This window comes from Ruegeria sp. CI8 (assembly GCF_056536865.1).
This window is the reverse complement of the sequence record NZ_JBQFQL010000005.1, coordinates 26,074-47,367: the sequence shown is the minus strand read 5'-3', so window position 1 is coordinate 47,367 and position 21,294 is coordinate 26,074. Positions and strand designations below refer to the sequence as shown.

24 protein-coding genes are annotated in these 21,294 nt (G+C 61.5%); 15 read left to right on the top strand and 9 right to left on the bottom strand.

What is annotated here, in order from left to right:
- Positions 1 to 156 precede the first annotated feature (156 nt).
- Positions 157 to 966 carry a division plane positioning ATPase MipZ gene (locus ACR0DA_RS17345; RefSeq protein WP_093965175.1) on the top strand — a complete coding sequence of 270 codons (810 nt, stop codon included), beginning with the start codon at positions 157 to 159 and terminating at the stop codon, positions 964 to 966.
- Here the strand turns inward: ACR0DA_RS17345 and ACR0DA_RS17340 are convergent.
- Both ACR0DA_RS17340 and ACR0DA_RS17335 read right to left on the bottom strand, forming a co-directional pair.
- Positions 963 to 2,195, bottom strand: a complete 1,233-nt coding sequence (locus tag ACR0DA_RS17340) for an adenylate/guanylate cyclase domain-containing protein (protein WP_170343374.1) — start codon at positions 2,193 to 2,195, stop codon at positions 963 to 965. The two genes, ACR0DA_RS17345 and ACR0DA_RS17340, sit on opposite strands and share 4 nt — an antisense overlap.
- Before the next feature lie 59 nt (positions 2,196 to 2,254).
- Positions 2,255 to 2,707: a MarR family winged helix-turn-helix transcriptional regulator gene (locus tag ACR0DA_RS17335; protein ID WP_093965172.1), complete on the bottom strand. Its 453-nt coding sequence runs from the start codon at positions 2,705 to 2,707 to the stop codon at positions 2,255 to 2,257.
- A gap of 56 nt (positions 2,708 to 2,763) precedes the next feature.
- Here ACR0DA_RS17335 and hmgA point away from each other — a divergent pair, with 56 nt between their 5' ends.
- From hmgA to ACR0DA_RS17300, 7 genes are all read left to right on the top strand, one after another.
- Positions 2,764 to 4,119: a homogentisate 1,2-dioxygenase gene (hmgA, locus tag ACR0DA_RS17330; protein ID WP_480755072.1), complete on the top strand. Its 1,356-nt coding sequence runs from the start codon at positions 2,764 to 2,766 to the stop codon at positions 4,117 to 4,119.
- 42 nt (positions 4,120 to 4,161) lie between these two features.
- Positions 4,162 to 5,418 carry a fumarylacetoacetase gene (fahA, locus tag ACR0DA_RS17325; RefSeq protein ID WP_480755071.1) on the top strand — a complete coding sequence of 419 codons (1,257 nt, stop codon included), beginning with the start codon at positions 4,162 to 4,164 and terminating at the stop codon, positions 5,416 to 5,418.
- Positions 5,419 to 5,428: 10 nt separating this feature from the next.
- Positions 5,429 to 6,379 (top strand): MBL fold metallo-hydrolase, encoded by a 951-nt coding sequence (locus tag ACR0DA_RS17320; protein ID WP_170343371.1) that lies wholly within the window; start codon positions 5,429 to 5,431, stop codon positions 6,377 to 6,379.
- A 134-nt stretch (positions 6,380 to 6,513) separates the two neighbouring features.
- Positions 6,514 to 8,124, top strand: coding sequence for an FAD-dependent oxidoreductase (locus ACR0DA_RS17315; RefSeq protein WP_480755070.1), 1,611 nt, complete (start codon positions 6,514 to 6,516; stop codon positions 8,122 to 8,124).
- A gap of 5 nt (positions 8,125 to 8,129) precedes the next feature.
- Positions 8,130 to 8,321, top strand: coding sequence for a DUF2783 domain-containing protein (locus ACR0DA_RS17310; protein WP_149776332.1), 192 nt, complete (start codon positions 8,130 to 8,132; stop codon positions 8,319 to 8,321).
- A complete protein-coding gene (maiA, locus tag ACR0DA_RS17305) occupies positions 8,318 to 8,956 on the top strand; it encodes a maleylacetoacetate isomerase (RefSeq protein WP_480755069.1) in 639 nt (212 codons plus the stop codon). Before ACR0DA_RS17310 ends, maiA begins: the two co-directional genes overlap by 4 nt.
- Before the next feature lie 90 nt (positions 8,957 to 9,046).
- The gene (locus tag ACR0DA_RS17300) at positions 9,047 to 9,388 is read left to right on the top strand and encodes a DOPA 4,5-dioxygenase family protein (protein WP_480755067.1); all 342 of its coding nucleotides are present in this window, start codon (positions 9,047 to 9,049) and stop codon (positions 9,386 to 9,388) included.
- On the opposite strand, the gene ACR0DA_RS17295 is transcribed toward ACR0DA_RS17300, so the two are convergent.
- The gene (locus ACR0DA_RS17295; RefSeq protein WP_170601420.1) at positions 9,385 to 11,013 is read right to left on the bottom strand and encodes an acyl-CoA synthetase; all 1,629 of its coding nucleotides are present in this window, start codon (positions 11,011 to 11,013) and stop codon (positions 9,385 to 9,387) included. The genes ACR0DA_RS17300 and ACR0DA_RS17295 overlap by 4 nt on opposite strands.
- A 222-nt stretch (positions 11,014 to 11,235) precedes the next feature.
- On the opposite strand from ACR0DA_RS17295, the gene ACR0DA_RS17290 reads away from it, so the two are divergent.
- The gene (locus ACR0DA_RS17290) at positions 11,236 to 12,627 is read left to right on the top strand and encodes an aminotransferase family protein (protein ID WP_170530340.1); all 1,392 of its coding nucleotides are present in this window, start codon (positions 11,236 to 11,238) and stop codon (positions 12,625 to 12,627) included.
- 120 nt (positions 12,628 to 12,747) lie between these two features.
- On the opposite strand, the gene ACR0DA_RS17285 is transcribed toward ACR0DA_RS17290, so the two are convergent.
- The gene (locus tag ACR0DA_RS17285; RefSeq protein ID WP_480755066.1) at positions 12,748 to 13,524 is read right to left on the bottom strand and encodes a methyltransferase domain-containing protein; all 777 of its coding nucleotides are present in this window, start codon (positions 13,522 to 13,524) and stop codon (positions 12,748 to 12,750) included.
- Between the two features lie 170 nt (positions 13,525 to 13,694).
- Between ACR0DA_RS17285 and ACR0DA_RS17280 the strand changes: the two genes are divergently transcribed.
- Together ACR0DA_RS17280 and ACR0DA_RS17275 are read left to right on the top strand one after the other, a co-directional pair.
- Positions 13,695 to 13,874, top strand: a complete 180-nt coding sequence (locus ACR0DA_RS17280) for a hypothetical protein (protein WP_170448817.1) — start codon at positions 13,695 to 13,697, stop codon at positions 13,872 to 13,874.
- A 255-nt stretch (positions 13,875 to 14,129) separates the two neighbouring features.
- Positions 14,130 to 14,774 (top strand): hypothetical protein, encoded by a 645-nt coding sequence (locus tag ACR0DA_RS17275; RefSeq protein WP_480755065.1) that lies wholly within the window; start codon positions 14,130 to 14,132, stop codon positions 14,772 to 14,774.
- A 55-nt stretch (positions 14,775 to 14,829) separates the two neighbouring features.
- Here ACR0DA_RS17275 and rplT read toward each other — a convergent pair whose 3' ends face one another.
- The 4 genes from rplT to ACR0DA_RS17255 all read right to left on the bottom strand — a co-directional run bounded on the left by rplT (position 14,830) and on the right by ACR0DA_RS17255 (position 17,597).
- Positions 14,830 to 15,195, bottom strand: a complete 366-nt coding sequence (rplT, locus tag ACR0DA_RS17270) for a 50S ribosomal protein L20 (RefSeq protein ID WP_170344760.1) — start codon at positions 15,193 to 15,195, stop codon at positions 14,830 to 14,832.
- Between the two features lie 14 nt (positions 15,196 to 15,209).
- Positions 15,210 to 15,410, bottom strand: a complete 201-nt coding sequence (rpmI, locus tag ACR0DA_RS17265; RefSeq protein ID WP_039523697.1) for a 50S ribosomal protein L35 — start codon at positions 15,408 to 15,410, stop codon at positions 15,210 to 15,212.
- 181 nt (positions 15,411 to 15,591) lie between these two features.
- Positions 15,592 to 17,145 (bottom strand): alanine/glycine:cation symporter family protein, encoded by a 1,554-nt coding sequence (locus ACR0DA_RS17260; RefSeq protein ID WP_170361427.1) that lies wholly within the window; start codon positions 17,143 to 17,145, stop codon positions 15,592 to 15,594.
- 14 nt (positions 17,146 to 17,159) lie between these two features.
- Positions 17,160 to 17,597 (bottom strand): universal stress protein, encoded by a 438-nt coding sequence (locus tag ACR0DA_RS17255; RefSeq protein WP_480755064.1) that lies wholly within the window; start codon positions 17,595 to 17,597, stop codon positions 17,160 to 17,162.
- A 189-nt stretch (positions 17,598 to 17,786) separates the two neighbouring features.
- On the opposite strand from ACR0DA_RS17255, the gene ACR0DA_RS17250 reads away from it, so the two are divergent.
- Entirely contained in the window at positions 17,787 to 18,272 is a 486-nt protein-coding gene (locus ACR0DA_RS17250; RefSeq protein ID WP_093965149.1) for an Lrp/AsnC family transcriptional regulator, read from the top strand.
- Between the two features lie 2 nt (positions 18,273 to 18,274).
- Here ACR0DA_RS17250 and pyk read toward each other — a convergent pair whose 3' ends face one another.
- Positions 18,275 to 19,720: a pyruvate kinase gene (gene pyk / locus ACR0DA_RS17245; protein ID WP_170361425.1), complete on the bottom strand. Its 1,446-nt coding sequence runs from the start codon at positions 19,718 to 19,720 to the stop codon at positions 18,275 to 18,277.
- 117 nt (positions 19,721 to 19,837) lie between these two features.
- Between pyk and ACR0DA_RS17240 the strand changes: the two genes are divergently transcribed.
- The 3 genes from ACR0DA_RS17240 (at position 19,838) to ACR0DA_RS17230 (ending at position 21,287) form a co-directional block, all read left to right on the top strand.
- Entirely contained in the window at positions 19,838 to 20,575 is a 738-nt protein-coding gene (locus ACR0DA_RS17240; RefSeq protein ID WP_170421867.1) for an N-formylglutamate amidohydrolase, read from the top strand.
- A gap of 86 nt (positions 20,576 to 20,661) precedes the next feature.
- A complete protein-coding gene (locus tag ACR0DA_RS17235) occupies positions 20,662 to 20,901 on the top strand; it encodes a DUF6868 family protein (RefSeq protein ID WP_093965143.1) in 240 nt (79 codons plus the stop codon).
- A 71-nt stretch (positions 20,902 to 20,972) separates the two neighbouring features.
- Positions 20,973 to 21,287: a DUF1244 domain-containing protein gene (locus ACR0DA_RS17230; RefSeq protein ID WP_170601413.1), complete on the top strand. Its 315-nt coding sequence runs from the start codon at positions 20,973 to 20,975 to the stop codon at positions 21,285 to 21,287.
- The last annotated feature ends 7 nt before the right edge of the window (positions 21,288 to 21,294 follow it).

Here is a 21,294-nt window from a genome sequence, read left to right as displayed (position 1 = left end):
ACCAAGCGTCAAGCTGCGGGTATCGCGAAAAAATCCAATTTAGACACTGATATTGTCCCGCAGACCCTACAGGACCGCTTTTCTTCGCGGATCACACAACATATAGTGGGTTCAAACAACGTGTAGGCAAACACGGCGCGACTTGGGAATACAGGTATGGCACATATCATCGTTGTGGGGAACGAAAAGGGCGGCGCAGGCAAGTCGACGGTTTCCATGCATGTTGCAACCGCGCTTGCGCGTTTGGGCAACAAGGTCAGCACCCTGGATCTGGACCTGCGGCAGCGCAGCCTGGGCCGCTATTTCGAGAACCGCCGTAATTTCCTTTCCACGGAAAAGCTGGAGCTGCCCAGCCCGCGTCACCATGACCTGCCCGAGATCGACGCAAGCAAGCTCAAACCCGGCGAGAACATCTATGACCACCGTCTGTCGGCCGCCGTGGCCGAGTTGGAGAGCGACAGCGATTTCATCCTGATCGACTGCCCCGGCTCGCACACAAGGCTGAGCCAGGTGGCCCATTCGCTGGCCGACACGCTGATCACGCCGCTGAACGACAGTTTCATCGATTTCGACCTGCTGGCCCGGATCGACTCGAAGGGCGAAAAGATCCTCGGTCCCTCGGTCTATTCCGAGATGGTCTGGAACGCGCGGCAATTGCGGGCGCAGGCCGGGCTGAAACCGATCGATTGGGTGGTGGTGCGCAACCGCGTGGGCACCCAGCGCATGGTCAACAAGGAAAAGATGCAGCGCGCCATTGAGATGCTGTCGCAGCGTATCGGCTTCCGCGTCGCCTCGGGCTTTTCCGAACGTGTGATCTTTCGCGAGCTTTTCCCGCGCGGGCTGACCCTGCTGGACCTCAAGGATATCGGGGTGAAACAGCTCAACATTTCGAACATCGCTGCCCGTCAGGAGTTGCGCGACATGATGCGTGAACTGAACCTGCCTGGGGTCGAGATCGACTTCTAGGCCGTCGGCGCGTAGATCGTGAACAGCTCTTTGGGTTCGGGCACGCCGCGCAGCATATAGCGCCCGACCGAGATCAGGTCCTGTTCGCAGGGCTGAGCGGCACGGGCCACGTCATCCGAGATCAAGATACGCCGGTCCAGCGAGCGGTGCATGCCTGCGATACGCGCGGCCTGGTTCACCGCCGGTCCGATCACGGTGAAATCCAGCCGGCTTTCAGCACCGATATTGCCATAAAGGATCTCGCCCGAATGCAAGGCAAGTGTGAAATTGGCGACCGGCAGGCCGGCGGCGGCCCGTTCCGCGTTGAGCTCGGCCATACGCGTCTGCAGAACACCAACGGCGGCCAGCGCGGCGCGGGCGTCCTCGTCGATCTCGCCCACGTCGAACATGGCCATCAGCCCGTCGCCCATGAATTTCAGGATATTACCGCCACAACCCTGAACGACCTCGACCGCCACGGCCAGATAGTCGTTCAGCATGGCGATGATGTCCGACCCGGGAAGGCGTTCGGCCAGGCCGGTAAAGCCCTCGAGGTCGAAGTTCCAGATCACGGCGTCGATCTGCTGCAACGATCCGCGCCGGATTTCCCCCGACAGCACGCGCCGACCCGCATCCCGCCCCAGATAGACGCGCAGCAGATCCTGCGCCATTTTCCGGTTCGAGGCCGATTTCAAGGCCAGCCCCAGATGCGGCAGAGCATATCGGATCAGATCCAGGTGAATGTCGTCGAACCCCTCGGCATGGTCCGTCGTCCACGACATCAAGACCCCCTCGGGCATCTGATCCAGGGCAATCCGGTTTTCGGGCTCGACCTTCTGCAGAACCAGACCGGATGCAAAGTAGTCGGTGGCACCTTTCTGATGCAGCTCGTTCAAAAACGGAAATCGGCTGGGTTCGTTCTGGTCTTTCAGCCTTTCACGCAGCTCCTTCGCGCCGGACTGCAGCATCGCATAGAGCGGGCTGGAAACCCACTGATCAGGCAATTCCTCGCGGTGCTCATAATTCTCGACACTGCCCCCTTCGTCCCGGTACCAGTTGAAGCCGGTGCCGCCGTAAGTGGGGTGATAGGCGCTCTGGGCGGCGTGAAACCGCATCAGAGGAACGCCCGCATCCACAAGCCGCAGGCAATAGCCTTCGAGTATTTCCGACTGTTCCGCCCCTTCCAGCCCTCGGTCCAGCAACCATCCAATCAGGTCATCGGCGCGGGATTTGGGGTCGGTGGATGGCATCTTGGGGCTCCGTCTGGTCTGGACCCCACTTGGGGGCTGCGGGGCCAGATTACCAGAGGTCAGTCCATCCCGGCCAGCCGCCGCAGCATCATCCGCAACAGCGCCGCCTCGCCCGTCGTGAACATGCCCGCCAGCCGGGCGTCATAGTCGCGGGCGATGTCGCGCAATTCGCGGTACACCGTCAGACCGGCGGGGGTCAGGGTCAGCCGCTCCATCCGGCGGTCGTTTTCATCGCGGGTGCGCCGCAGGTATCGGCGCTGTTCCAGCTTGTGCACCGCGCGGCTGATCTTGGTCTTGTGCATCTTGGCACGTTCCCCGATCTGCTTGGCGGTCATCTCTCCGTAATTGCCAAGGTGGAACAACACGCGCCATTCGGTTCGCAGCATCCCATAGCGGTTCTTGTAAACCTTCTGGAAATCCAACGAGCTTTCCTCGGCCGCCTGGTTGAGCAGGAAGGGCAGGAAATTTCGCAGGTCGAAGTCATCTTTTTCGGCGGAATCTGGCTGTGTCATGGTTGTTAGTTACAAAATCAACTATTATCCGACAAGCAGCAAACGGAGGAACCCCGATGAATCGTCCGACTGACCCGCACGCTCTGACCCAAGCCAGCACGCCCGTTGGCACCCATGCAGGCTATATGCCCGGCTTTGGCAATGACTTTGAAACCGAGGCGCTGCCCGGCGCGCTGCCGCAGGGCATGAATAGCCCGCAGAAATGCAACTATGGCCTTTATGGCGAACAGCTCAGCGGTACCGCCTTCACTGCCAACCCGCCCGAGCGCACCTGGTGCTATCGCATCCGGCCGTCGGTCAAGCATTCGCACCGCTATGAAAAGACCGACCTGCCCTATTGGAAAAGCGCCCCGAATGTCGATCCGGACGTGATCAGCCTGGGCCAGTACCGCTGGGACGCGGTGCCCCATTCCGACCAACCGCTGACCTGGCTGACCGGCATGCGCACCATGACCACCGCCGGCGACGTGAACACCCAGGTCGGCATGGCCAGCCATATTTATCTGGTCACCGAATCGATGGTGGACGACTATTTCTTCTCGGCCGATTCCGAGCTGCTGGTGGTGCCGCAGGAAGGCCGCCTGCGCTTTGCGACCGAGTTGGGCATCATCGACCTGGAACCCAAGGAAATCGCCATCATCCCGCGCGGTCTGGTGTACCGGGTCGAGGTGCTGGAAGGCCCCTGCCGCGGCTTCGTCTGCGAGAATTACGGCCAGAAATTCGAGCTGCCGGGCCGCGGCCCGATCGGCGCGAACTGCATGGCCAACCCGCGCGACTTCAAGGCGCCCGTGGCGGCCTTCGAAGATCGCGAGGTGCCCTCGACCGTGACGATCAAGTGGTGCGGCCAGTTCCACACCACCAAGATCGGCCACAGCCCGCTGGACGTGGTGGCCTGGCACGGCAACTACGCGCCCTACAAATACGACCTGCGCACCTACTGCCCAGTCGGGGCGATCCTGTTCGACCACCCGGATCCGTCGATCTTCACCGTGCTGACCGCGCCTTCGGGCGTGCCGGGCACGGCCAATATCGATTTCGTGCTGTTCCGCGAACGCTGGATGGTGATGGAGGACACGTTCCGCCCGCCGTGGTACCACAAGAACATCATGTCCGAGCTGATGGGCAATATCTACGGCCAGTATGACGCCAAGCCGCAGGGCTTCGTGCCGGGCGGCATGAGCCTGCACAACATGATGATCCCGCATGGCCCCGACAGAGAAGCCTTTGAAAAGGCGTCCAACGCCAATCTGGGGCCGGACAAGCTGGACAACACCATGTCCTTCATGTTCGAGACCCGCTTTCCGCAGCACCTGACCGCCTTTGCCGCGAACGAGGCGCCGCTGCAGGATGACTACATCGATTGCTGGACGGATCTGGAAAAGAAATTCGACGGCACGCCCGGCAAGAAATGACACCGGTGGCCCCACGGCCACCGCACCGCACAAGGAAACGCAATGCCTTTGATGAAATCCTGGGTGGCCTCGGCCAATGACGCGAACCACCCGTTTCCGCAGAACAACCTGCCCTATGGCGTCTTTTCGACCGCAGGGTCCGAACCGCGCTGCGGCGTGGCCATCGGGGACATGATCCTCGACGTGTCCGCCGCCGAGGCCGAAGGGCTGATCACGCTGGGCGACGAGCCGCTGTTCGACCTGCCCTTCTGGAACCCGTTGATGGAACAGGGACCGGCCGTCTGGGCCGCGCTGCGCGAGCGACTGACTGCCCTGCTGGCCAAAGGATCAAAAGAACAGGACAAGGTCGAACCGCTGCTGGTTCCGCAGGCCGAGGCCCAACTGCACATGCCCTTCGCCGTCAGCGAATACACCGATTTCTACGCGGGCAAGCACCACGCCACCAATGTGGGCACCATGTTCCGCGGCCCGGAAAACGCGCTGCCACCCAACTGGCTGCACATCCCCATCGGCTACAACGGACGGGCCTCGTCGGTGGTGGTTTCGGGCACCGATATCCGCCGCCCGTGGGGGCAGTTGAAATCGCCCGACCATGACCGACCCGCCTTCCTGCCCAGCCGCCGCTTCGACATCGAGCTGGAGATGGGGGCCATCGTCGGCACCCCGTCCGACGGCCCGATCACCGTGCAGGAGGCAGACGACCACATCTTTGGCTATGTCCTGCTGAACGACTGGTCGGCGCGCGACATCCAGGCCTGGGAATATCAGCCGCTGGGCCCGTTCCAGGCCAAGGCCACCGCCACCTCGATTTCGCCCTGGATCGTGACCAAGGCCGCGCTGGACCCGTTCCGCTGCGACACGCCCCCGCGTGAGGTCGAGTTGCTGGACCACCTCAAGGACTGCGGCCCGATGCTCTATGACATCGAGCTCGAGGTGACGATGGCGCCCGAGGGCAAACTGGCGTCCACCATCGCCCGCACCAACTACAAGGAAATGTATTATTCCTCGGCGCAGCAACTGGCGCATCACACCACCTCGGGCTGCCCGATGAACGTAGGCGATCTGCTCGGCTCGGGCACGATCTCGGGCCCGACGAAGGACAGCCGCGGCTCGCTTCTGGAACTCAGCTGGGGCGGCAAGGAACCGATCACGCTGGAGACCGGCGAAACCCGCAGCTTCATCGAAGACGGCGACACGCTGACCCTCAAGGGCGCCGCCCGGGGCGACGGCTACACGATCGGTTTCGGCGACTGCACCGGCACGGTGCTGCCTGCCCTTGAAGACCCATACGCACGATAAGGAGCGCCAAATGGCCAAGGCATTCGCGTCCCAGGGGGACATGACCGAAAAGAAGATCTCGTTCACCGAGGTGGGCGAAGGGCTATATGCCTTCACCGCCGAAGGTGACCCGAACTCGGGCGTGATCATCGGCGATGACAGCGTGATGGTGGTCGAGGCCCAGGCCACGCCGCGCCTTGCGCAAAAGGTGATCGACTGCATCCGTTCGGTAACCGACAAGCCGATCACCCATGTGGCGCTGACCCATTACCACGCGGTCCGCGTGCTGGGCGCCAGCGCCTTCGGCGCGCAGCAGATCGTCATGTCGGACATGGCCCGCGCCATGGTCGTCGAACGCGGGAAAGAGGACTGGGACAGCGAGTTCCAGCGCTTCCCGCGCCTGTTCGAAGGGCATGAGAGCATCCCCGGCCTGACCTGGCCCACCACCACCTTCAACGACACGATGACGATCTATCTGGGCAACCGCCGGGTCGATCTGATGCATCTGGGCCGGGCGCATACGGCCGGTGACATCGTCATCCACGTGCCCGACCAGAACGTGATGTTCACCGGCGACATCGTCGAATATCACTCGGCCTGCTATTGCGGCGACGGGCATTTCAGCGACTGGGGCGATACGCTGGATCAGATCCAGTGGTTCGACGTCGACGCCATCGCGCCGGGGCGCGGCGATGCACTTGTCGGCAAGGAAATGGTGAACGCCGCCATCGAGAACACCCGCGATTTCGTCGAAAGCACCTATCGCCCGGCGGCCAAGGTGGCGGCACGCGGCGGCAGCCTGAAAGAGGCCTGGGACGCGGTGCGTGCGGAGTGCGATCCGAAATTCTCGGACTACGCCATCTATGAACACTGCCTGCCCTTCAACGTGGCCCGCGCCTATGACGAGGCGCGCGGCATCGACACCCCGCGCATCTGGACCGCCCAGCGCGACCTGGAGATGTGGGAGGCCCTGCAGGGCTGAGAAATAGCCCGGCAACTTGATCCAGATCGTGTTGCCGGCCTGAAAACGATGCAACCATGGAGGAGAGCCATCGGCGCCCCGCGCCGGTGGGCAGGGAATGTGCGCCCGGCGCACAGAACTTGGGGAGAGAGCCCATGAACAAGATTTTTGAACAGCCGCTCTATGCCTATGCCCGCAGCCCCGATCAGGATGCCCCCGCCCCGGTGCGGCATCAGGTGATCGTGATCGGTGCGGGCCCGGTCGGGCTGGCCGCCGCCATCGACCTGGCCCAGCAAGGCGTCGAAGTGGTGGTGCTGGACGACAACGACAAGGTCAGTTTCGGCAGCCGCGCCATCTGTTTCGCCCAGCGCACGCTGGAAATCGCCGACCGGCTGGGGTGTGCCCGGCCTATGGTGGACAAGGGCGTGCTGTGGAACACCGGCAAGGTGTTTTTTGACGACCGCAAGGTCTATGAATTCAACCTTCAGCCCGATGAGGGCTATGCCCATCCGGCCTTCATCAACCTTCAGCAATACTACTTTGAGCAGTTCATGGTCGAACGGGTCCGCGCGTTGCAGGCCCAGGGCGCGCCGATCGAGATCCGTGGCCGCAACAAAGTCGAGGCGATCGGTACCCATGACGACCACGTCAAACTCGAGGTGGAAACGCCCGAGGGGTCGTACACCGTCGAAGCCGACTGGCTGATCGCCTGCGACGGGGCCAATTCGCCCACCCGCCGGATGCTGGGGCTGGATTTCGTGGGCCGGGTGTTCGAGGACAACTTCCTGATCGCCGACGTGATCATGGAGGCCGATTTCCCGTCCGAGCGCTGGTTCTGGTTCGACCCGCCCTTCAACCGCGGCCAGTCGGCGCTACTGCACAAACAGCCCGACAATGTCTGGCGCATCGACCTGCAACTGGGCTGGGACATCGACAAGGAACGGGAAAAGCGCCCTGAAAACGTGATCCCACGCCTCAAGGCGATGCTGGGCGCGGATGTCCAGTTCGAGCTGGAATGGGTCAGCATCTATACCTTCCAGTGCCGCCGGATGGAGAAGTTCCGCCACGGCCGCGTCCTGTTTGCCGGCGACAGCGCCCATCAGGTCAGCCCCTTCGGCGCGCGCGGGGCCAATTCGGGCCTGCAGGACACCGACAACCTGTGCTGGAAGCTGAAGATGGTCCTTGACGGCACCGCCCCTGACGACCTGCTGGACAGCTATGATGTCGAGCGCATCCATGGTGCGGACGAGAACATCCTGAACTCGACCCGCTCGACCGATTTCATCACGCCAAAATCGGAAATGTCGCGCATCTTGCGCGACGCGGTTCTGGACCTGAGCGAACATTACGAGTTCGCCCGGCCGCTGGTGAATTCCGGCCGGCTGAGCGTGCCCTGCACCTATGACGGCTCGCCGCTGAATTCGGCGGATGCGCTGGATGGCCCGGCCGAAACGCGCCCCGGTTCGCCCTGCCCCGATGCGCCGCTGGGGGATGAATTCCTGTTGCCCAAGCTGGCAGGCAAGTTCACCCTGCTGACCATCGACGCCGACGCCCCAGACAGGATCGAGGAAGAGGGTGTGACGGTCGAGCGGCTGGCGCTGTCGGTCAAGGACGACCGGACGCTGGCGCTAAAGCGGCGGTATCTGGGCGACGCGGAAGGTGCGGTCTATCTGATCCGGCCCGACCAGCATGTGGCGGCACGGCGCGACAGCTATGAAGACAACGCGTTCCGGCATGCGATCCGCCGGGCCATCGGCAAGGAGTAGGCACAATGGATGAACTGATCCTCACCCCGAATATCGACGGCGCGGATGATTTCTATGCCGATCTGCTGGCCGCGCACGACGGTCTGGACAAGGCCGAAAGCGACGCGCTGAATGCGCGGCTGGTACTGGTGCTGGCCAACCACATCGGCGACCGGACCATCCTGAAACAGGCGATCGACGCGGCCAAAGCCCGATGAGCGACGTCGTCCTGTATGACTATTGGCGATCCTCGGCCAGCTACCGGGTGCGCATCGCGCTGAACTTGGCCGGGATCGCCTATCGCGCGCAGACCGTCGATCTGGTCAAGGGCGAGCAGACCGCGCCCGCGCATCTGGCGCGCAACCCGCAGGGCTTTGTGCCAGTGCTCGAGATCGACGGCGTGCAACTGACCCAGTCGCTGGCCATTCTGGACTATCTCGACCGGACGCGGGGCCTGAACCTGCTGCCGGACGACCCGGTTGCCCGGGCCAGGGCCCAGGCGCTGGCCCATGCCATCGCGGTGGATCTGCACCCGGTCTGCAACCTGAAGGTCGCCCGGCACGCCACGCAGTTGAGCGGCGGACGGGGCGACATGCCCGGCGACTGGATGCGCCATTTCATCCGCCCCGGCCTGTTGGCCTTTGAGGCGATGCTGGAAAGGTTCGAGCAAGCCCCCTATTGCACGGGATCGGCGCCCGGTTTGGCCGATCTGTGCCTGATCCCACAGATGTACAACGCCCGGCGCTGGCAGGTCGATCTGTCGGACATGCCGCGCATTCTGGCGGTCGAGGCGGCCTGCGCCGACCACCCTGCCTTTGCAGCGGCCCACCCGGACACCCACGCGCCGGGCTGAGCCGCGCACAGGGTCTGTGTGCCGATGCGTCTGTGCACCGGCGCCGATCGGGCCTAGCCTTGTGCCGGAAATCACCGCACGAGGCCCCCGATGCCACAGATCACCGGCTATCACGCCCATGTCTATTTCGACGCCGAAACGCAGGAGACCGCCCGCCGTGTCTGCGAAGAGGCTGCCCGCCTGTTCCCCGTCCAGATGGGCCACATGCACAGCCGCAATATCGGCCCCCACCCGCGCTGGAGCTGCCAGTTGAGCTTTGCCGCCGATGCCTTCGACAAGGTGATCCCGTGGCTGATGCTCAACCGGCAGGGGCTGACCGTGTTCACCCACGCCGAAACCGGCGAGCACCTGCCCGACCACCGCGACCGGGCGATCTGGATGGGCGAGATGCTGGACCTGGACCTGTCGATCTTTGACCGGCCGGGCGCCTAGCCCAGCGCCCGGGCCTGATCTCTGAGCTTGAATTTCTGGATCTTGCCCGTGGATGTCTTGGCCAGCGGCCCGAACACCACCGTCTTGGGCGCCTTGAAATGGGCCATGTGGTCGCGGCAGAACGCGATCAGATCGGCCTCGGTCGCTTCGGCGCCCGGCTTCAGCTCGACAAAGGCGCAGGGCGTCTCGCCCCATTTCTCGTCCGGTTTGGCGACCACGGCGGCCTCCATCACTGCGGGGTGCTTGTAGAGGATATCCTCGACCTCGACCGAAGAGATGTTCTCGCCCCCCGAGATGATGATGTCCTTTGACCGGTCCTTCAGCGCGATATAACCGTCGGGATGCCTCACCCCCAGATCGCCCGAGGCAAACCAGCCGCCGCGAAAGGCTTTCTGCGTGGCCTCGGGGTTCTTGAGATACCCTTTCATCACGATGTTGCCCTGCATGAAGATCTCGCCCATGGTCTCGCCATCGGCCGGCACCGGTTCGAGCGTTTCGGGATCAGCCACCATCAGCCCCGACAGGGCAACGTATTTCACCCCCTGCCGGACCTTGAGCGCGGCGCGTTCCTCGGCGGGCTTGTCGTTCCATTCGTCTTTCCACGCGCACACGACCGACGGACCGTAGGTTTCGGTCAGGCCATAGACATGAGTGACCTCGATCCCCATCCCCTCCATCGCAGCGATCACCGCGGCAGGCGGCGGGGCGCCTGCGGTCATCACCTTGATTTCATGGTCGAAATCCTTGAGATGATCGGGCGCGTTGGCCAGCATGTTCAGCACGATGGGCGCACCGCAGAAATGGGTGACCTTCTCATCCCGGAACGCCTTGTAGATCGGCTCGTCCCGCACCGCGCGCAGGCAGACCGACGTACCCGCGTTCGCGGCCATGGTCCAGGGGAAACACCAGCCGTTGCAGTGGAACATCGGCAGCGTCCACAGATAGACCGAATGCTGCGGCATGCCCCAGGTCAGGATGTTCGACGTGGCGTTCAGCGCCGCGCCACGGTGGTGATAGACCACCCCCTTGGGGTTGCCCGTGGTGCCCGAAGTATAGTTCAGCGTGATCGCGTCCCATTCATCGGCGGGCAGAGACCAAGAAAATTCCGGGTCGCCCTCGGCCAGCAGGTCGTCATACGTCAGCGCGCCCAGTTTCTCACCGCCATCGAAGCTGGGATCCTCGATATCGATCACCAGAATGTCGTGATCTACCTGCTCCAGCGCCTGCTTCACCGCGCCCGAGAATTCGGGATCGACCAGCAGCACCTTGGATTCGGCGTGGTTCAGGATGAAGGCGATGATCGGGGCATCGAGCCTTGTGTTGATGGTGTTCAGCACCGCGCCTGCCATGGGCACGCCGAAATGCGCCTCATACATTTCGGGGATGTTGGCGGCAATGATCGAGACCGTATCGCCCGTGCCCACCCCACGCGCAGCCAGCGCGCTGGCCAACCGGCGGCAGCGCGCATAGGTCTGCGCCCAGCTATGGCGCCGGTCGCCATAGACCACGGCCGGATAGTCAGGGTAAACGGCTGCCGCCCGCTCGATATAACTAAGCGGGGACAGGGCCGTGAAATTGGCCGGGCCTTTGTCCAGATCGCGCTGATAAATGCTGTGGGTCGCCATCCGTCTCTCCTCCCCAATTCGTCGGATTTTTCGTATTGAGCACAAAGGTTGCCGCAAAACAAACCCGTAAAAATACCCGAGACGAATATACTGGAGCTACGCGATCGGGTAATCTGGCCCTACTGCGTACCGGGCTTTCGGGCTGATCTGCGGTATCTGGTTCATCCGCGCCTGCCGGGCATCCTGATTCCCGCGCGTCGCGTCTTAATGAAAGGACATGTCATGGACGGCACGTTCAACGAAAACGATCTTTCCCGCGTGGTCGAGGCCGACCGCGCCCATATCTGGCACCACCTGATCCAGCACAAGCCGTTTGAGACAAACGATCCGCGCATCATCGTCGAAGGCAAGGGCATGCGCGTCTGGGATCAGAAAGGCAAGGAACACCTGGATGCCGTCTCGGGCGGCGTCTGGACGGTGAACGTGGGCTATGGCCGCGAATCCATCTGCAAGGCGGTTTACGACCAGCTGATGAAGCTGTGCTATTTTGCGAACTCGGCGGGCTCGATCCCCGGGGCGCTGTTTGCCGAAAAGCTGATCGAGAAGATGCCAGGCATGAGCCGGGTCTACTACACCAACTCGGGGAGCGAGGCGAACGAGAAGGCGTTCAAGATGGTCCGCCAGATCGCCCACAAGAAGTACGGAGGCAAGAAGACCAAGATCCTGTATCGCGACCGCGATTATCACGGCTCGACCCTGGCGGCGATGTCGGCGGGCGGTCAGGATGAGCGCAACGCGCAATACGGCCCCTTTGCGCCGGATTTCGTGCGCGTGCCGCACTGCATGGAATACCGCAAGCACGAACTGGACGGCGCGCCCGACGAGAACTTTGGCGAATGGGCCGCCAATCAGATCGAAGCCGTGATCCTGCGCGAAGGTCCCGACACCGTGGGCGCGCTGTGCCTTGAACCGGTGACTGCCGGCGGCGGCGTGATCGAAGCGCCCGAGGGCTATTGGCAGCGCGTGCAGGAGATCTGCAAGAAGTACGACATCCTGCTGCATATCGACGAGGTCGTCTGCGGCGTGGGCCGCACCGGCACCTGGTTCGGGTACCAGCAATATGGCGTGAAACCCGATTTCGTGACCATGGCCAAAGGCGTGGCCTCGGGCTATGCCGCGATTGCCTGCATGGTGACCACCGAGGAAGTCTTTGACATGTTCAAAGACGATGCCGCGGACCCGATGAACTATTTCCGCGACATCTCGACCTTTGGCGGCTGCACCGCCGGGCCGGCCGCGGCGATCGAGAATATGCGAATCATCGAAGAAGAGAACCTGCTGGGCAATTGCGCCGCGATGGGGGATCGCATGATGGGCAATCTGCAGGCACTGATGGACAAGCACAATGTCATCGGCGACGTGCGCGGCAAGGGCCTGTTCCTGGGGGCCGAGCTGGTCGCGGATCGCGCGTCCAAAGAACCGGTGGACGAAAAGCTGGCCCAAGCGGTCGTGGCCGATTGCATGGCGCAAGGGGTAATCATCGGTGTCACCAACCGCTCGGTCCCCGGCCGCAACAACACGCTGTGCTTCTCTCCGGCTTTGATCGCCACGGCGGACGATATCGACCAAATCACCGATGCGGTTGATGGCGCACTGGGGCGTGTGTTCGGGTAAACCCAGCGCGGGATAAAAGACCAAGTGAAGCCGGCGTTCTTCGCGCCGGTTTCTTTTTTTAGCTCCATTTGCTCAGGCAATAGCCTTTGTTTGAGTCAATCAGCGCATCCAGACCAAAGTCTAGGATTTGCGCCCGCTGATGACAAAATGGGTTAGCGAAAAGAAAAACCGGCCCTTCGCGGCCAACGATCTCTGCTCATCCGCCCATTCCTTGGCTTCCTGATCCGGAACGAGCTTGTTGGACTCGGCGAACCTTTTCATCAGGGTGATCATCATATTGGCCAGCCCATCTGGCCGGAGTTCGTTATCGCAAATCGTGATCGGCGCGACGCTTTCCACTGTGAAACCCTGGTCTCTCAAAATCGGCGGCAGTAGAGCGGGCACGTCTCTCCCGACAAAGTGCTTGTCCCAGGCCTTTATCATCCGATGCATTCTCGCCGGATCGTTGCTGTACCAAACCAGGCTGTCGAAATGGATGTCGCCCACGACAAGCAGACCAGCCGTCCTGAGACAGCGATGGGCCTCCGCCACCGCGGCGGCAATGTCGTCTAAATACTCGTAAACCTGAACCGACACCGCCTTGTCGAGTGACGCATCCTCGACCGGAAGTTGGCCTGCCTCACCCTCCATGATCTGGACCCAGTCATATTCGTGGCAGCGGTTTTTGGCGGAACTCCGCATCGCCTCACTTGGATCGATCCCCAAAACACGCCCGGTCGGACCAACCGCCCGCGCCAGTTCTGCTGTCAAAAGACCGTTGCCGCATCCAACGTCCGCAATGGCATCACCCGGGACTGGTCGCAACGCGTCAAAAGACCCTCGCCGCCGCCGGGTGACATCGGCACCTTGATACACGCTATCGAGTAGACGCGTTGTTGCTGCATCAAATTCAAGCATGGCACTCGCAAAACCAGTGTTGGTCAATTCAGCATGCGCAAGCCTAGCGGTTTTTGGTCTGATTGTCTGCCTTCGCAAAAAGGCGGCACTCAGGCATCAAAAAAGCCGCACCTAGTGGGGCGGCTTTTCTTTCACTGTTTAGCGAATAGGGATCAGGAGGCCAGAGGGGCATGCACCCCAGCGACGACACCACACGCTTTGTTCTGGCCGAAGCGAGGATTTCATGGGAAACCGTGTCGTCGGGAGTATTCAACGGGGTCTTCCTGGATGATGTAATCATGGTGACTTATGCCGGACCCGGAAATGGCGTGGCGTTTGCGGCGCAATTGATGAAGAAGGGCCCCAAATAGCACCCCCAGCAATCAACGGATTGACCAGTAGGTTTCGTCGTCGATCTTTTCTGCTATTGGGTACTAAGCAACTTAACTACATCGCCGCATGAAACTGCAACAAACATGTAATTTGTCCCAAGGCCTGCCATGTCTGCCCTATTGTGCATCGGGGATTCACACACTCGTCTCATCGGCTCAAAGCCTGAAAACTCCCGTTTTAAGTATGGCCGCCTTTGTCCCGCCGAAGTACCCGGTTTCAGGGCGACCCACCTATTGAGCATAAAAGGCGCTACCGCTGCTGGATTTCGACAAAAGGATCATCAAAACTCGCCTTTTGCGAAAGCAACCAAAGCAATAAAGCGCCTGAACCCTGATTTTTTGGTTTTTGGGTTCGGGCAAGTTGACGCTGAACTAAGCTGTTACTTCGTTGCCCTGCGCGATTCTATTAATTTGGAAAGCGCTCTTGAGACGCGGATTGCCAAATTGGGTTCCTATCTTGACACCTGCAAAGATGTCGCGGATGGTCGGCCGTTTTTAATAAAAGGACTGAACACTTCGACACTGCACGAAACGGCAGCCTTGCACCGAATGGTCGCCAGAAACCTTCATCAGGAACTCGGCCTTATGCAACGGCAGGTGGTGCGGGCCCTGCGTCTGCGTAAGATCACAACCGACGTTCACCGTCAGCTCAACACTAAGCTTACCACGGCTCTGAGCGACGCAGCTCAGGCAAGAAACTTCCCATACGTCGACTTACGTGAGACAACTGGTCTGAAGGAACGTCCCGGGCTGTCAAAACCATCGTTTTGCGCAGGAGGGACTGATATCCATCTAAGGCTGGCCCCTGAAGTTGAAAGCGGATTCGCACAGGCTATTGCCAATAAGGCCAAAGAACTGTTGGGAACGCGCCTTTCGTAACACAAAAGCCGCCCCGAACGGGACGGCCTTTCTTTCACTGTCTCTCGAAAGAGTATCAGGCGGTCAGAGCGGCCTGTGCCTTGGCGACGATCGCGCCGAACGCTTCCGGTTCGTGCACGGCCAGGTCGGCCAGAACTTTGCGGTCCACTTCGATACCGGCCAGGTTCAGGCCGTTGATGAAGCGGGAATAGGTCAGAGCTTCGTCATGCGAACGAACAGCGGCGTTGATGCGCTGGATCCACAGGGCGCGGAAGTTGCGCTTGCGGTTCTTGCGGTCGCGGGTTGCGTACTGGTTGGCCTTGTCGACGGCCTGACGGGCAACCTTGAAGGTGTTCTTGCGGCGGCCATAGTAACCTTTGGCGGCCTTGATGACCTTCTTGTGACGGGCGTGAGTTACGGTTCCACCTTTAACGCGGGACATATCGGTATCTCCTCTTAGCGGTCGTAGGGCATGTAGCCCTTGACGATCTTGGCGTCGGGGGCGGACAGGGTGGTGGTGCCACGGGCGTCGCGGATGAACTTCTTGGTCCGCTTGATCATGCCGTGCCGCTTGCCGGCCTGAGCCGACATGACCTTACCGGTCGCGGTCACCTTGAAGCGCTTCTTGGCGCTCGATTTTGTCTTCATCTTGGGCATTTCCGTCTCCTTTCAGGGTTCGGTCCGAAACGCGACTCGGCATGCCACATCGGCCGGTCGCGCGATCAGATGCGCCGTTTACGCAAGTTCGGTCATGCTGGCAAGGGGTTTTTGACCTGTTCGGGTGCTTTTTGCACCGGGGTCGGGAACCGGGGCAGCAAGGCCGCCCCGGTTGGTGTCATCAGTCGGCAAACTTGCGGATTTCGCCGCTTTTCAGTCGCGCGCTGTACGAGGCCAGTTCCTGACGCACCACTTTCATCAGGAAGTAGAGCGCAAAGACGTTGACCACGGCCATGGCAAAGATCGCCGCGTCCGAGAAGTCGATGACCGGGCCCAGGTTGGCCGCAGCCCCGATCACCACGAAGATGCAGAAGATCAGCTTGAACGCCAGCTCCTTGGTGTGGCCCTCGCCAAACAGATAGGTCCAGGCCTTGAGGCCATAGTAGGACCAGCTGATCATGGTCGAGAAGGCGAACAGGATCACCGCGATGGCCAGGATGTAGGGGAACCAGCTGAAGGCGCTGCCGAAGGCGGCCGAAGTCAGGCTGACGCCCGAGTTCCCATCCACGGTTGCGATCGCCGTGCCGGCTTCGTTCAGCACGTACAGGCCGGTTGCCGGGTCGATCACCAGCTGCTGGGTGATGATGATCACCAGCGCGGTCATGGTGCAGATCACCACGGTGTCGATGAACGGCTCAAGCAGCGAAACAAAGCCCTCGGTGATCGGTTCCTTGGTGCGGACGGCCGAGTGCGCAATGGCAGCCGAGCCAACGCCCGCCTCGTTCGAGAATGCGGCGCGCTTGAAGCCCTGGATCAGAGCACCGACCATGCCGCCGGCGACACCCAGACCGGTGAAGGCACCAGCGAAGATCTGACCGAAGGCCCAGCCGATCATGTCGGCGTTCATGATGATGATGACCAGCGCAGTGGCGACATACAGGATGCCCATGAACGGCACGACCTTCTCGGTCACGCGGGCGATCGACTTCAGGCCGCCCACGATGACCATGAACACCACGGCCGCGAAGACCAGGCCGGTGATCCAACCGGGATAGTCACCGACGATACCCGCGATCTGCTGGTGCGCCTGGTTGGCTTGGAACATGTTGCCCCCGCCCAGCGCGCCAAGGATACAGAAGATCGAGAACAGGACCGCCAGGATCTTGCCGCCGGGCAGACCCAGCTCGGCAAAGCCCTTGGACATGTAGTACATCGGGCCGCCCGAAACGGTGCCGTCTTCGTACTCGTTGCGGTACTTCACACCCAGCGTACATTCGGTGAATTTCGACGCCATGCCCAGAAGGCCCGCGAGGATCATCCAGAAGGTCGCACCGGGTCCGCCGATGCCGACCGCCACCGCGACGCCCGCGATGTTGCCGAGGCCGACCGTACCGGACAGCGCCGTTGCCAGCGCCTGGAAGTGACTGACCTCGCCCGCATCGTTGGGGTCGGAATAGTCACCTTTGACCAGGCTAATCGCATGGCTGAAGAACCGCATCTGCACAAAGGCGAAATACAGCGTGAACACCGTCGCGGCCACGACCAGCCACATCACGATCCAGGGAAAGCTCGTCCCCGGAAACGGTGCGAAGATGAAGCTGACGAAGGGGCCCGTCAGATTCGCGAAGGTCTGGTTGATCTTTTCATCCAGACCGGGGGCCTCCTGCGCAAATGCGGGGTTGGCCAGCAGGGCCGCGGCCGCACCCGACAGGCCCAGGGTTTTGATCGATTTCATGTCTGCTCCTCCCGTCAGTTCACGACTGTGACCGGAACGTCGGCGTGCATGACCAAATTCTGGGTCGAACTGCCGAAGATTCGCTTTTTGATGCCGTCAGCCGAGGATCGTCCCACGACGATCTGCGATCCGCCGTTTTCGACCGTGATCGCGTTCAGCGTTTCGGCCACATCGCCATGGCGGACAATACCGCGGGCGCTGAAGCCTGCGGCCTTCAGGGCCTCGACGGCGGGTTCCACCACGCGGCTGGTGGCCAGCGCGATTTCCTCCTCGCGCCGCTTGTGCGGCAAGGCGTTTTCCTCGGGAGTCTGGAAAGTATAGGGCGACCATTCGATGACATAGGCAACCAGCAGTTCACACGATCCAATCCGACTTGCCAGATCCTTGGCAAAGCCGACCGCGCGATCCCCGGTCTCTGTCCCGTCCAGTCCTATGACAATTTTCGTTGTCATCTCGTTCCTCCGTTTTTGTTGATTTGGCCGGGGCCCGTGCCCCCGGCAGGGCAGCCGGAACCTGGAACTCGTTTTACAAGACTGCCCTTCGGTCAAGTATCAGGAAAAATCACTAGGAAAAGGAGATTTTTTCGGTCTATTTTCAGGAAAATATGCCGTCAGACCTCAAAAACGCAGGGAAATTGCCTGATGGACAGGGATTTGGATAAGATCGATCAACGGATATTGGCCGAGCTTGAGGCCAATGGACGCCTGCCAATAGTCGAACTGGCGGCCCGAGTAAACCTGACCAACACGCCGTGTTCCGAGCGGGTGAAACGGCTGGAAAAGAGCGGGTACATCACCGGCTACAGCGCGGTGATCGACAAGGAGAGGCTGGGACTGGGGCACTTGACGGTGGTGCAGGTTTCGCTGACGGCCACAGCCGAACACTCGCTGGATCGTTTCAACGAGGCCGTGCGACGGGTACCTGAAATCGAAACCTGCCTGATGGTCGCCGGATCATTCGACTACATGCTGACCGTGCGGACACGCGACATCGCGCATTTCCGAACGGTTTTGGGCGACAAGATCAACAAGCTTCCGGGGATACACCAGACAAGCTCTTTCACGGTGATGGAGACCGTAAAAGAACCCGTCGGCGCCAAAGCAAGACCCGGCGGACCGGGTGGCTGATCCTATTCGGGATCCGTCGAGTAGATCAGACGCTCGTCGCAGGGGGCGACGCGCAGGATGTTTGTCGAGCCTGGCACGTTGAACGGAACACCGGCGGTCACCACGATCTGATCCGAGGCGCCGGCAAATCCGCTGGCACGCGCGGCGCGCGCCGCATTGACCACGGCGCTTTTGAACCGCTCGAGCTCGGGCGTCATCACGCAGTGACAGCCCCAGCTGAGGCACAGACGCCGCGCGGTTCCCCGCAGCGACGTCATGGCGATGATCGGGACACCGGGACGCTCGCGGGCGGTGAGCAGCGCGGTGGTGCCGCTTTGGGTAAAGCAGCAGATCGCCTTGATGTCGGTCTTTTCGGCAATTTCACGGGCCGCGGCCACGATGCCGTCGGCAACGGTCGTTCCCTTGGTCTGGCGCGAGGCGTCGATGATCTGTTTGTATGTTGGGTCGGCTTCGACCTCGATCGCGACCTTGTTCATGGTCTGAACGGCCTCGATCGGATACGAGCCCGCAGCCGACTCGGCGCTCAGCATGATGGCATCGGTTCCCTCATAGATGGCGGTGGCGACGTCCGACACTTCGGCGCGAGTGGGCATCGGGCTTTCGATCATGCTTTCCAGCATTTGGGTGGCAACGATCACCGGCTTGGCGGCGGCGCGGCACTTGCGGACCAGTCGCTTTTGAATCGGCGGCACGGCCGAGACCGGGAGTTCGACCCCCAGATCGCCACGGGCGACCATGATGCCGTCCGATGCGTCGAGGATTTCGTCAAACGCCTCGACCGCGGCGGGTTTTTCAATCTTGGACAGAATGGCGGCGCGGCCGTCGGCCAGGGCGCGCGCTTCGTACACGTCCTTGGCCCGCTGCACGAAGCTCAGCGCAAGCCAGTCGACACCCAGCTGGCAAACGAACTCCAGATCGTCGCGGTCCTTCTCCGACAGGGCTGCCAGCGGCAGCACTACGTCAGGCACGTTCACACCTTTGCGGTTCGAGATGGTCCCGCCGATTTCAACTTTGCAATCAGCGAAATCGGGGCCGCATTTCTCAACCACAAGCCGGATCTTGCCGTCATTGACCAGCAGATGCGCCCCCGCTTCCAACGCCTGAAAAATCTCGGGATGCGGCAGGCAGACCCGGCTGACATCGCCCGGAGTTTCGTCCAGATCCAGACGGAACGCGGCACCTTCGACCAACTCTTCTGCATCATTCGCAAACACACCGACCCGCAGTTTCGGGCCTTGAAGGTCAGCCAGAATGGCGATCGGACTGTCGAGATCCTTTTCGATCTGACGGATGATCCGGTGGCGCTCACGGATTTCGTCGTGGCTGCCATGGCTCATGTTCAGGCGGAAAACATCGGCGCCGGCCTCGTGCAGAGCACGGATCATATCATAGTCGTTGGACGCCGGGCCCAGCGTCGCCACGATTTTCACATTTCTCAGGCGTCGCATCGCGCTTGCTCTCCTTGATGGCCGAATGTTACCGCAAACAGTGTTCGGGTCGCTTATTGCGCAATTCCCTTTCCGTGGCAACTGTCCTACACCTGCGGCAAACTAGATGACAGGCTCATGACATACACTCCGTTTTATGTGCACGGGGCGGATCGCCCGTCCCGCTGGCTGATCACGTGTGACCATGCCACCAACACCGTACCGCCGCAGATCAACGGCGGCGATCTGGGCCTCCCGCGTGAGGACATGGAGCGCCACATCGCCTATGACGTAGGCGCCTACGAGGTGTCGAAACATCTGGGCGAGATCCTGAACGCGCCGGTGATCGCGGCCAATTTCTCGCGGCTGGTGATCGACCCTAACCGGGGCGAGGACGACCCGACCCTGCTGATGAAACTGTATGACGGGTCGATCATTCCGGCCAACCGTCATGCCGACGCCGCCGAGCGCGAACGACGCCTGAACCTGTGCTATCGCCCCTATCACGAGGCGCTGGCCAAGATGGCCGCCCTGCCCCACGCCGTTGTCGTGTCGATGCATTCCTTCACGCGCCAGTTGCGGGGCCGTCCGCCGCGCCCCTGGCATGTCGGCATCCTGCACACTGCGGACGAACGGTTCTCGGCCCCTCTGATCGACCGGCTTCGGGCCGAGGAGGATCTGTGCGTCGGCGTCAACGAACCCTACACCGGCGTGTTGCCGGGGGATGCGATCGACCGGCACGCCACCGCCTTTGGCCGCCCCAACGCACTGATCGAGCTGCGCAACGACCTGATCGCCGATCATTCCGGGCAACGCGCCTGGGCCGAACGGCTGGCGCCGATCCTGCAGGACGCGCTGGCCGCAAGCGGGCTGTAACGCTGGAAAATCCGCGACCAAACGACGCCCGCGCTCTTGCGCGGCGCGAGGGCGGCCCCCATTTTTTGAGCTGAAAGGAGGCCGTCATGACACCTGAAACCCTGACAGCCTTTTTCGGCTGGATGACCGTTCTGAACTTTGCGGTTCTGCTGCTGTCGACCCTGATGGTGGTGGCCCTGCAGGACCGCATCGCCGCCATTCACGGTCGCATGTTCCAGATGGACAAGGCCGAGGTCAGAAAGGCCTATTTCAAGTATCTGGCGAACTACAAGATCCTGACACTGATCTTCTGCCTGATGCCCTGGATTGCTCTCAAGCTGGTCTGAACCGGCGCGCGTTGTGCAATGGCTTCGGGCTTGCTAGGTCTGGATCAAATCCCACGAACCGGAGCCCGACCATGGACCCCCAGACCGAGATCGAACTTCAGGCCGCCGCTTTCCGCCGCCTGCAGAAACACCTGATGCAGGACCGCACCGACGTTCAGAACATCGACATGATGAATCTGGCCGGGTTCTGCCGAAACTGCCTGGCGCGGTGGTATCAGGAGGCCGCCAATGAAAAAGGCATCGAAATGGGCAAGGACGAAGCCCGCGAGATTTTCTATGGCATGACCATGGATGAGTGGAAATCGAAATACCATACCGAGGCCAGCCCCGAGAAACAGGCCGCCTTCAAGGTCGCGTTCGAAGAGAACGTCGGCAAGAAAGACTGACGCCAAA

What these genes read in the sequence shown, in the direction of transcription:
- ACR0DA_RS17310 (WP_149776332.1), top strand. Translation starts at nt 8,130, where the DNA reads ATGGATGAACTGATCCTCACCCCGAATATCGACGGCGCGGATGATTTC.
- ACR0DA_RS17300 (WP_480755067.1), top strand. Translation starts at nt 9,047, where the DNA reads ATGCCACAGATCACCGGCTATCACGCCCATGTCTATTTCGACGCCGAA.
- pyk (WP_170361425.1), bottom strand. Translation starts at nt 19,720, where the DNA reads ATGCGACGCCTGAGAAATGTGAAAATCGTGGCGACGCTGGGCCCGGCG.
- ACR0DA_RS17340 (WP_170343374.1), bottom strand. Translation starts at nt 2,195, where the DNA reads ATGCCATCCACCGACCCCAAATCCCGCGCCGATGACCTGATTGGATGG.
- hmgA (WP_480755072.1), top strand. Translation starts at nt 2,764, where the DNA reads ATGAATCGTCCGACTGACCCGCACGCTCTGACCCAAGCCAGCACGCCC.
- ACR0DA_RS17295 (WP_170601420.1), bottom strand. Translation starts at nt 11,013, where the DNA reads ATGGCGACCCACAGCATTTATCAGCGCGATCTGGACAAAGGCCCGGCC.
- ACR0DA_RS17345 (WP_093965175.1), top strand. Translation starts at nt 157, where the DNA reads ATGGCACATATCATCGTTGTGGGGAACGAAAAGGGCGGCGCAGGCAAG.
- ACR0DA_RS17250 (WP_093965149.1), top strand. Translation starts at nt 17,787, where the DNA reads ATGGACAGGGATTTGGATAAGATCGATCAACGGATATTGGCCGAGCTT.
- ACR0DA_RS17290 (WP_170530340.1), top strand. Translation starts at nt 11,236, where the DNA reads ATGGACGGCACGTTCAACGAAAACGATCTTTCCCGCGTGGTCGAGGCC.
- ACR0DA_RS17280 (WP_170448817.1), top strand. Translation starts at nt 13,695, where the DNA reads ATGCACCCCAGCGACGACACCACACGCTTTGTTCTGGCCGAAGCGAGG.
- fahA (WP_480755071.1), top strand. Translation starts at nt 4,162, where the DNA reads ATGCCTTTGATGAAATCCTGGGTGGCCTCGGCCAATGACGCGAACCAC.
- ACR0DA_RS17315 (WP_480755070.1), top strand. Translation starts at nt 6,514, where the DNA reads ATGAACAAGATTTTTGAACAGCCGCTCTATGCCTATGCCCGCAGCCCC.
- ACR0DA_RS17320 (WP_170343371.1), top strand. Translation starts at nt 5,429, where the DNA reads ATGGCCAAGGCATTCGCGTCCCAGGGGGACATGACCGAAAAGAAGATC.
- ACR0DA_RS17235 (WP_093965143.1), top strand. Translation starts at nt 20,662, where the DNA reads ATGACACCTGAAACCCTGACAGCCTTTTTCGGCTGGATGACCGTTCTG.
- ACR0DA_RS17335 (WP_093965172.1), bottom strand. Translation starts at nt 2,707, where the DNA reads ATGACACAGCCAGATTCCGCCGAAAAAGATGACTTCGACCTGCGAAAT.
- ACR0DA_RS17255 (WP_480755064.1), bottom strand. Translation starts at nt 17,597, where the DNA reads ATGACAACGAAAATTGTCATAGGACTGGACGGGACAGAGACCGGGGAT.
- ACR0DA_RS17260 (WP_170361427.1), bottom strand. Translation starts at nt 17,145, where the DNA reads ATGAAATCGATCAAAACCCTGGGCCTGTCGGGTGCGGCCGCGGCCCTG.
- ACR0DA_RS17240 (WP_170421867.1), top strand. Translation starts at nt 19,838, where the DNA reads ATGACATACACTCCGTTTTATGTGCACGGGGCGGATCGCCCGTCCCGC.
- ACR0DA_RS17285 (WP_480755066.1), bottom strand. Translation starts at nt 13,524, where the DNA reads ATGCTTGAATTTGATGCAGCAACAACGCGTCTACTCGATAGCGTGTAT.
- ACR0DA_RS17230 (WP_170601413.1), top strand. Translation starts at nt 20,973, where the DNA reads ATGGACCCCCAGACCGAGATCGAACTTCAGGCCGCCGCTTTCCGCCGC.
- rplT (WP_170344760.1), bottom strand. Translation starts at nt 15,195, where the DNA reads ATGTCCCGCGTTAAAGGTGGAACCGTAACTCACGCCCGTCACAAGAAG.
- maiA (WP_480755069.1), top strand. Translation starts at nt 8,318, where the DNA reads ATGAGCGACGTCGTCCTGTATGACTATTGGCGATCCTCGGCCAGCTAC.
- rpmI (WP_039523697.1), bottom strand. Translation starts at nt 15,410, where the DNA reads ATGCCCAAGATGAAGACAAAATCGAGCGCCAAGAAGCGCTTCAAGGTG.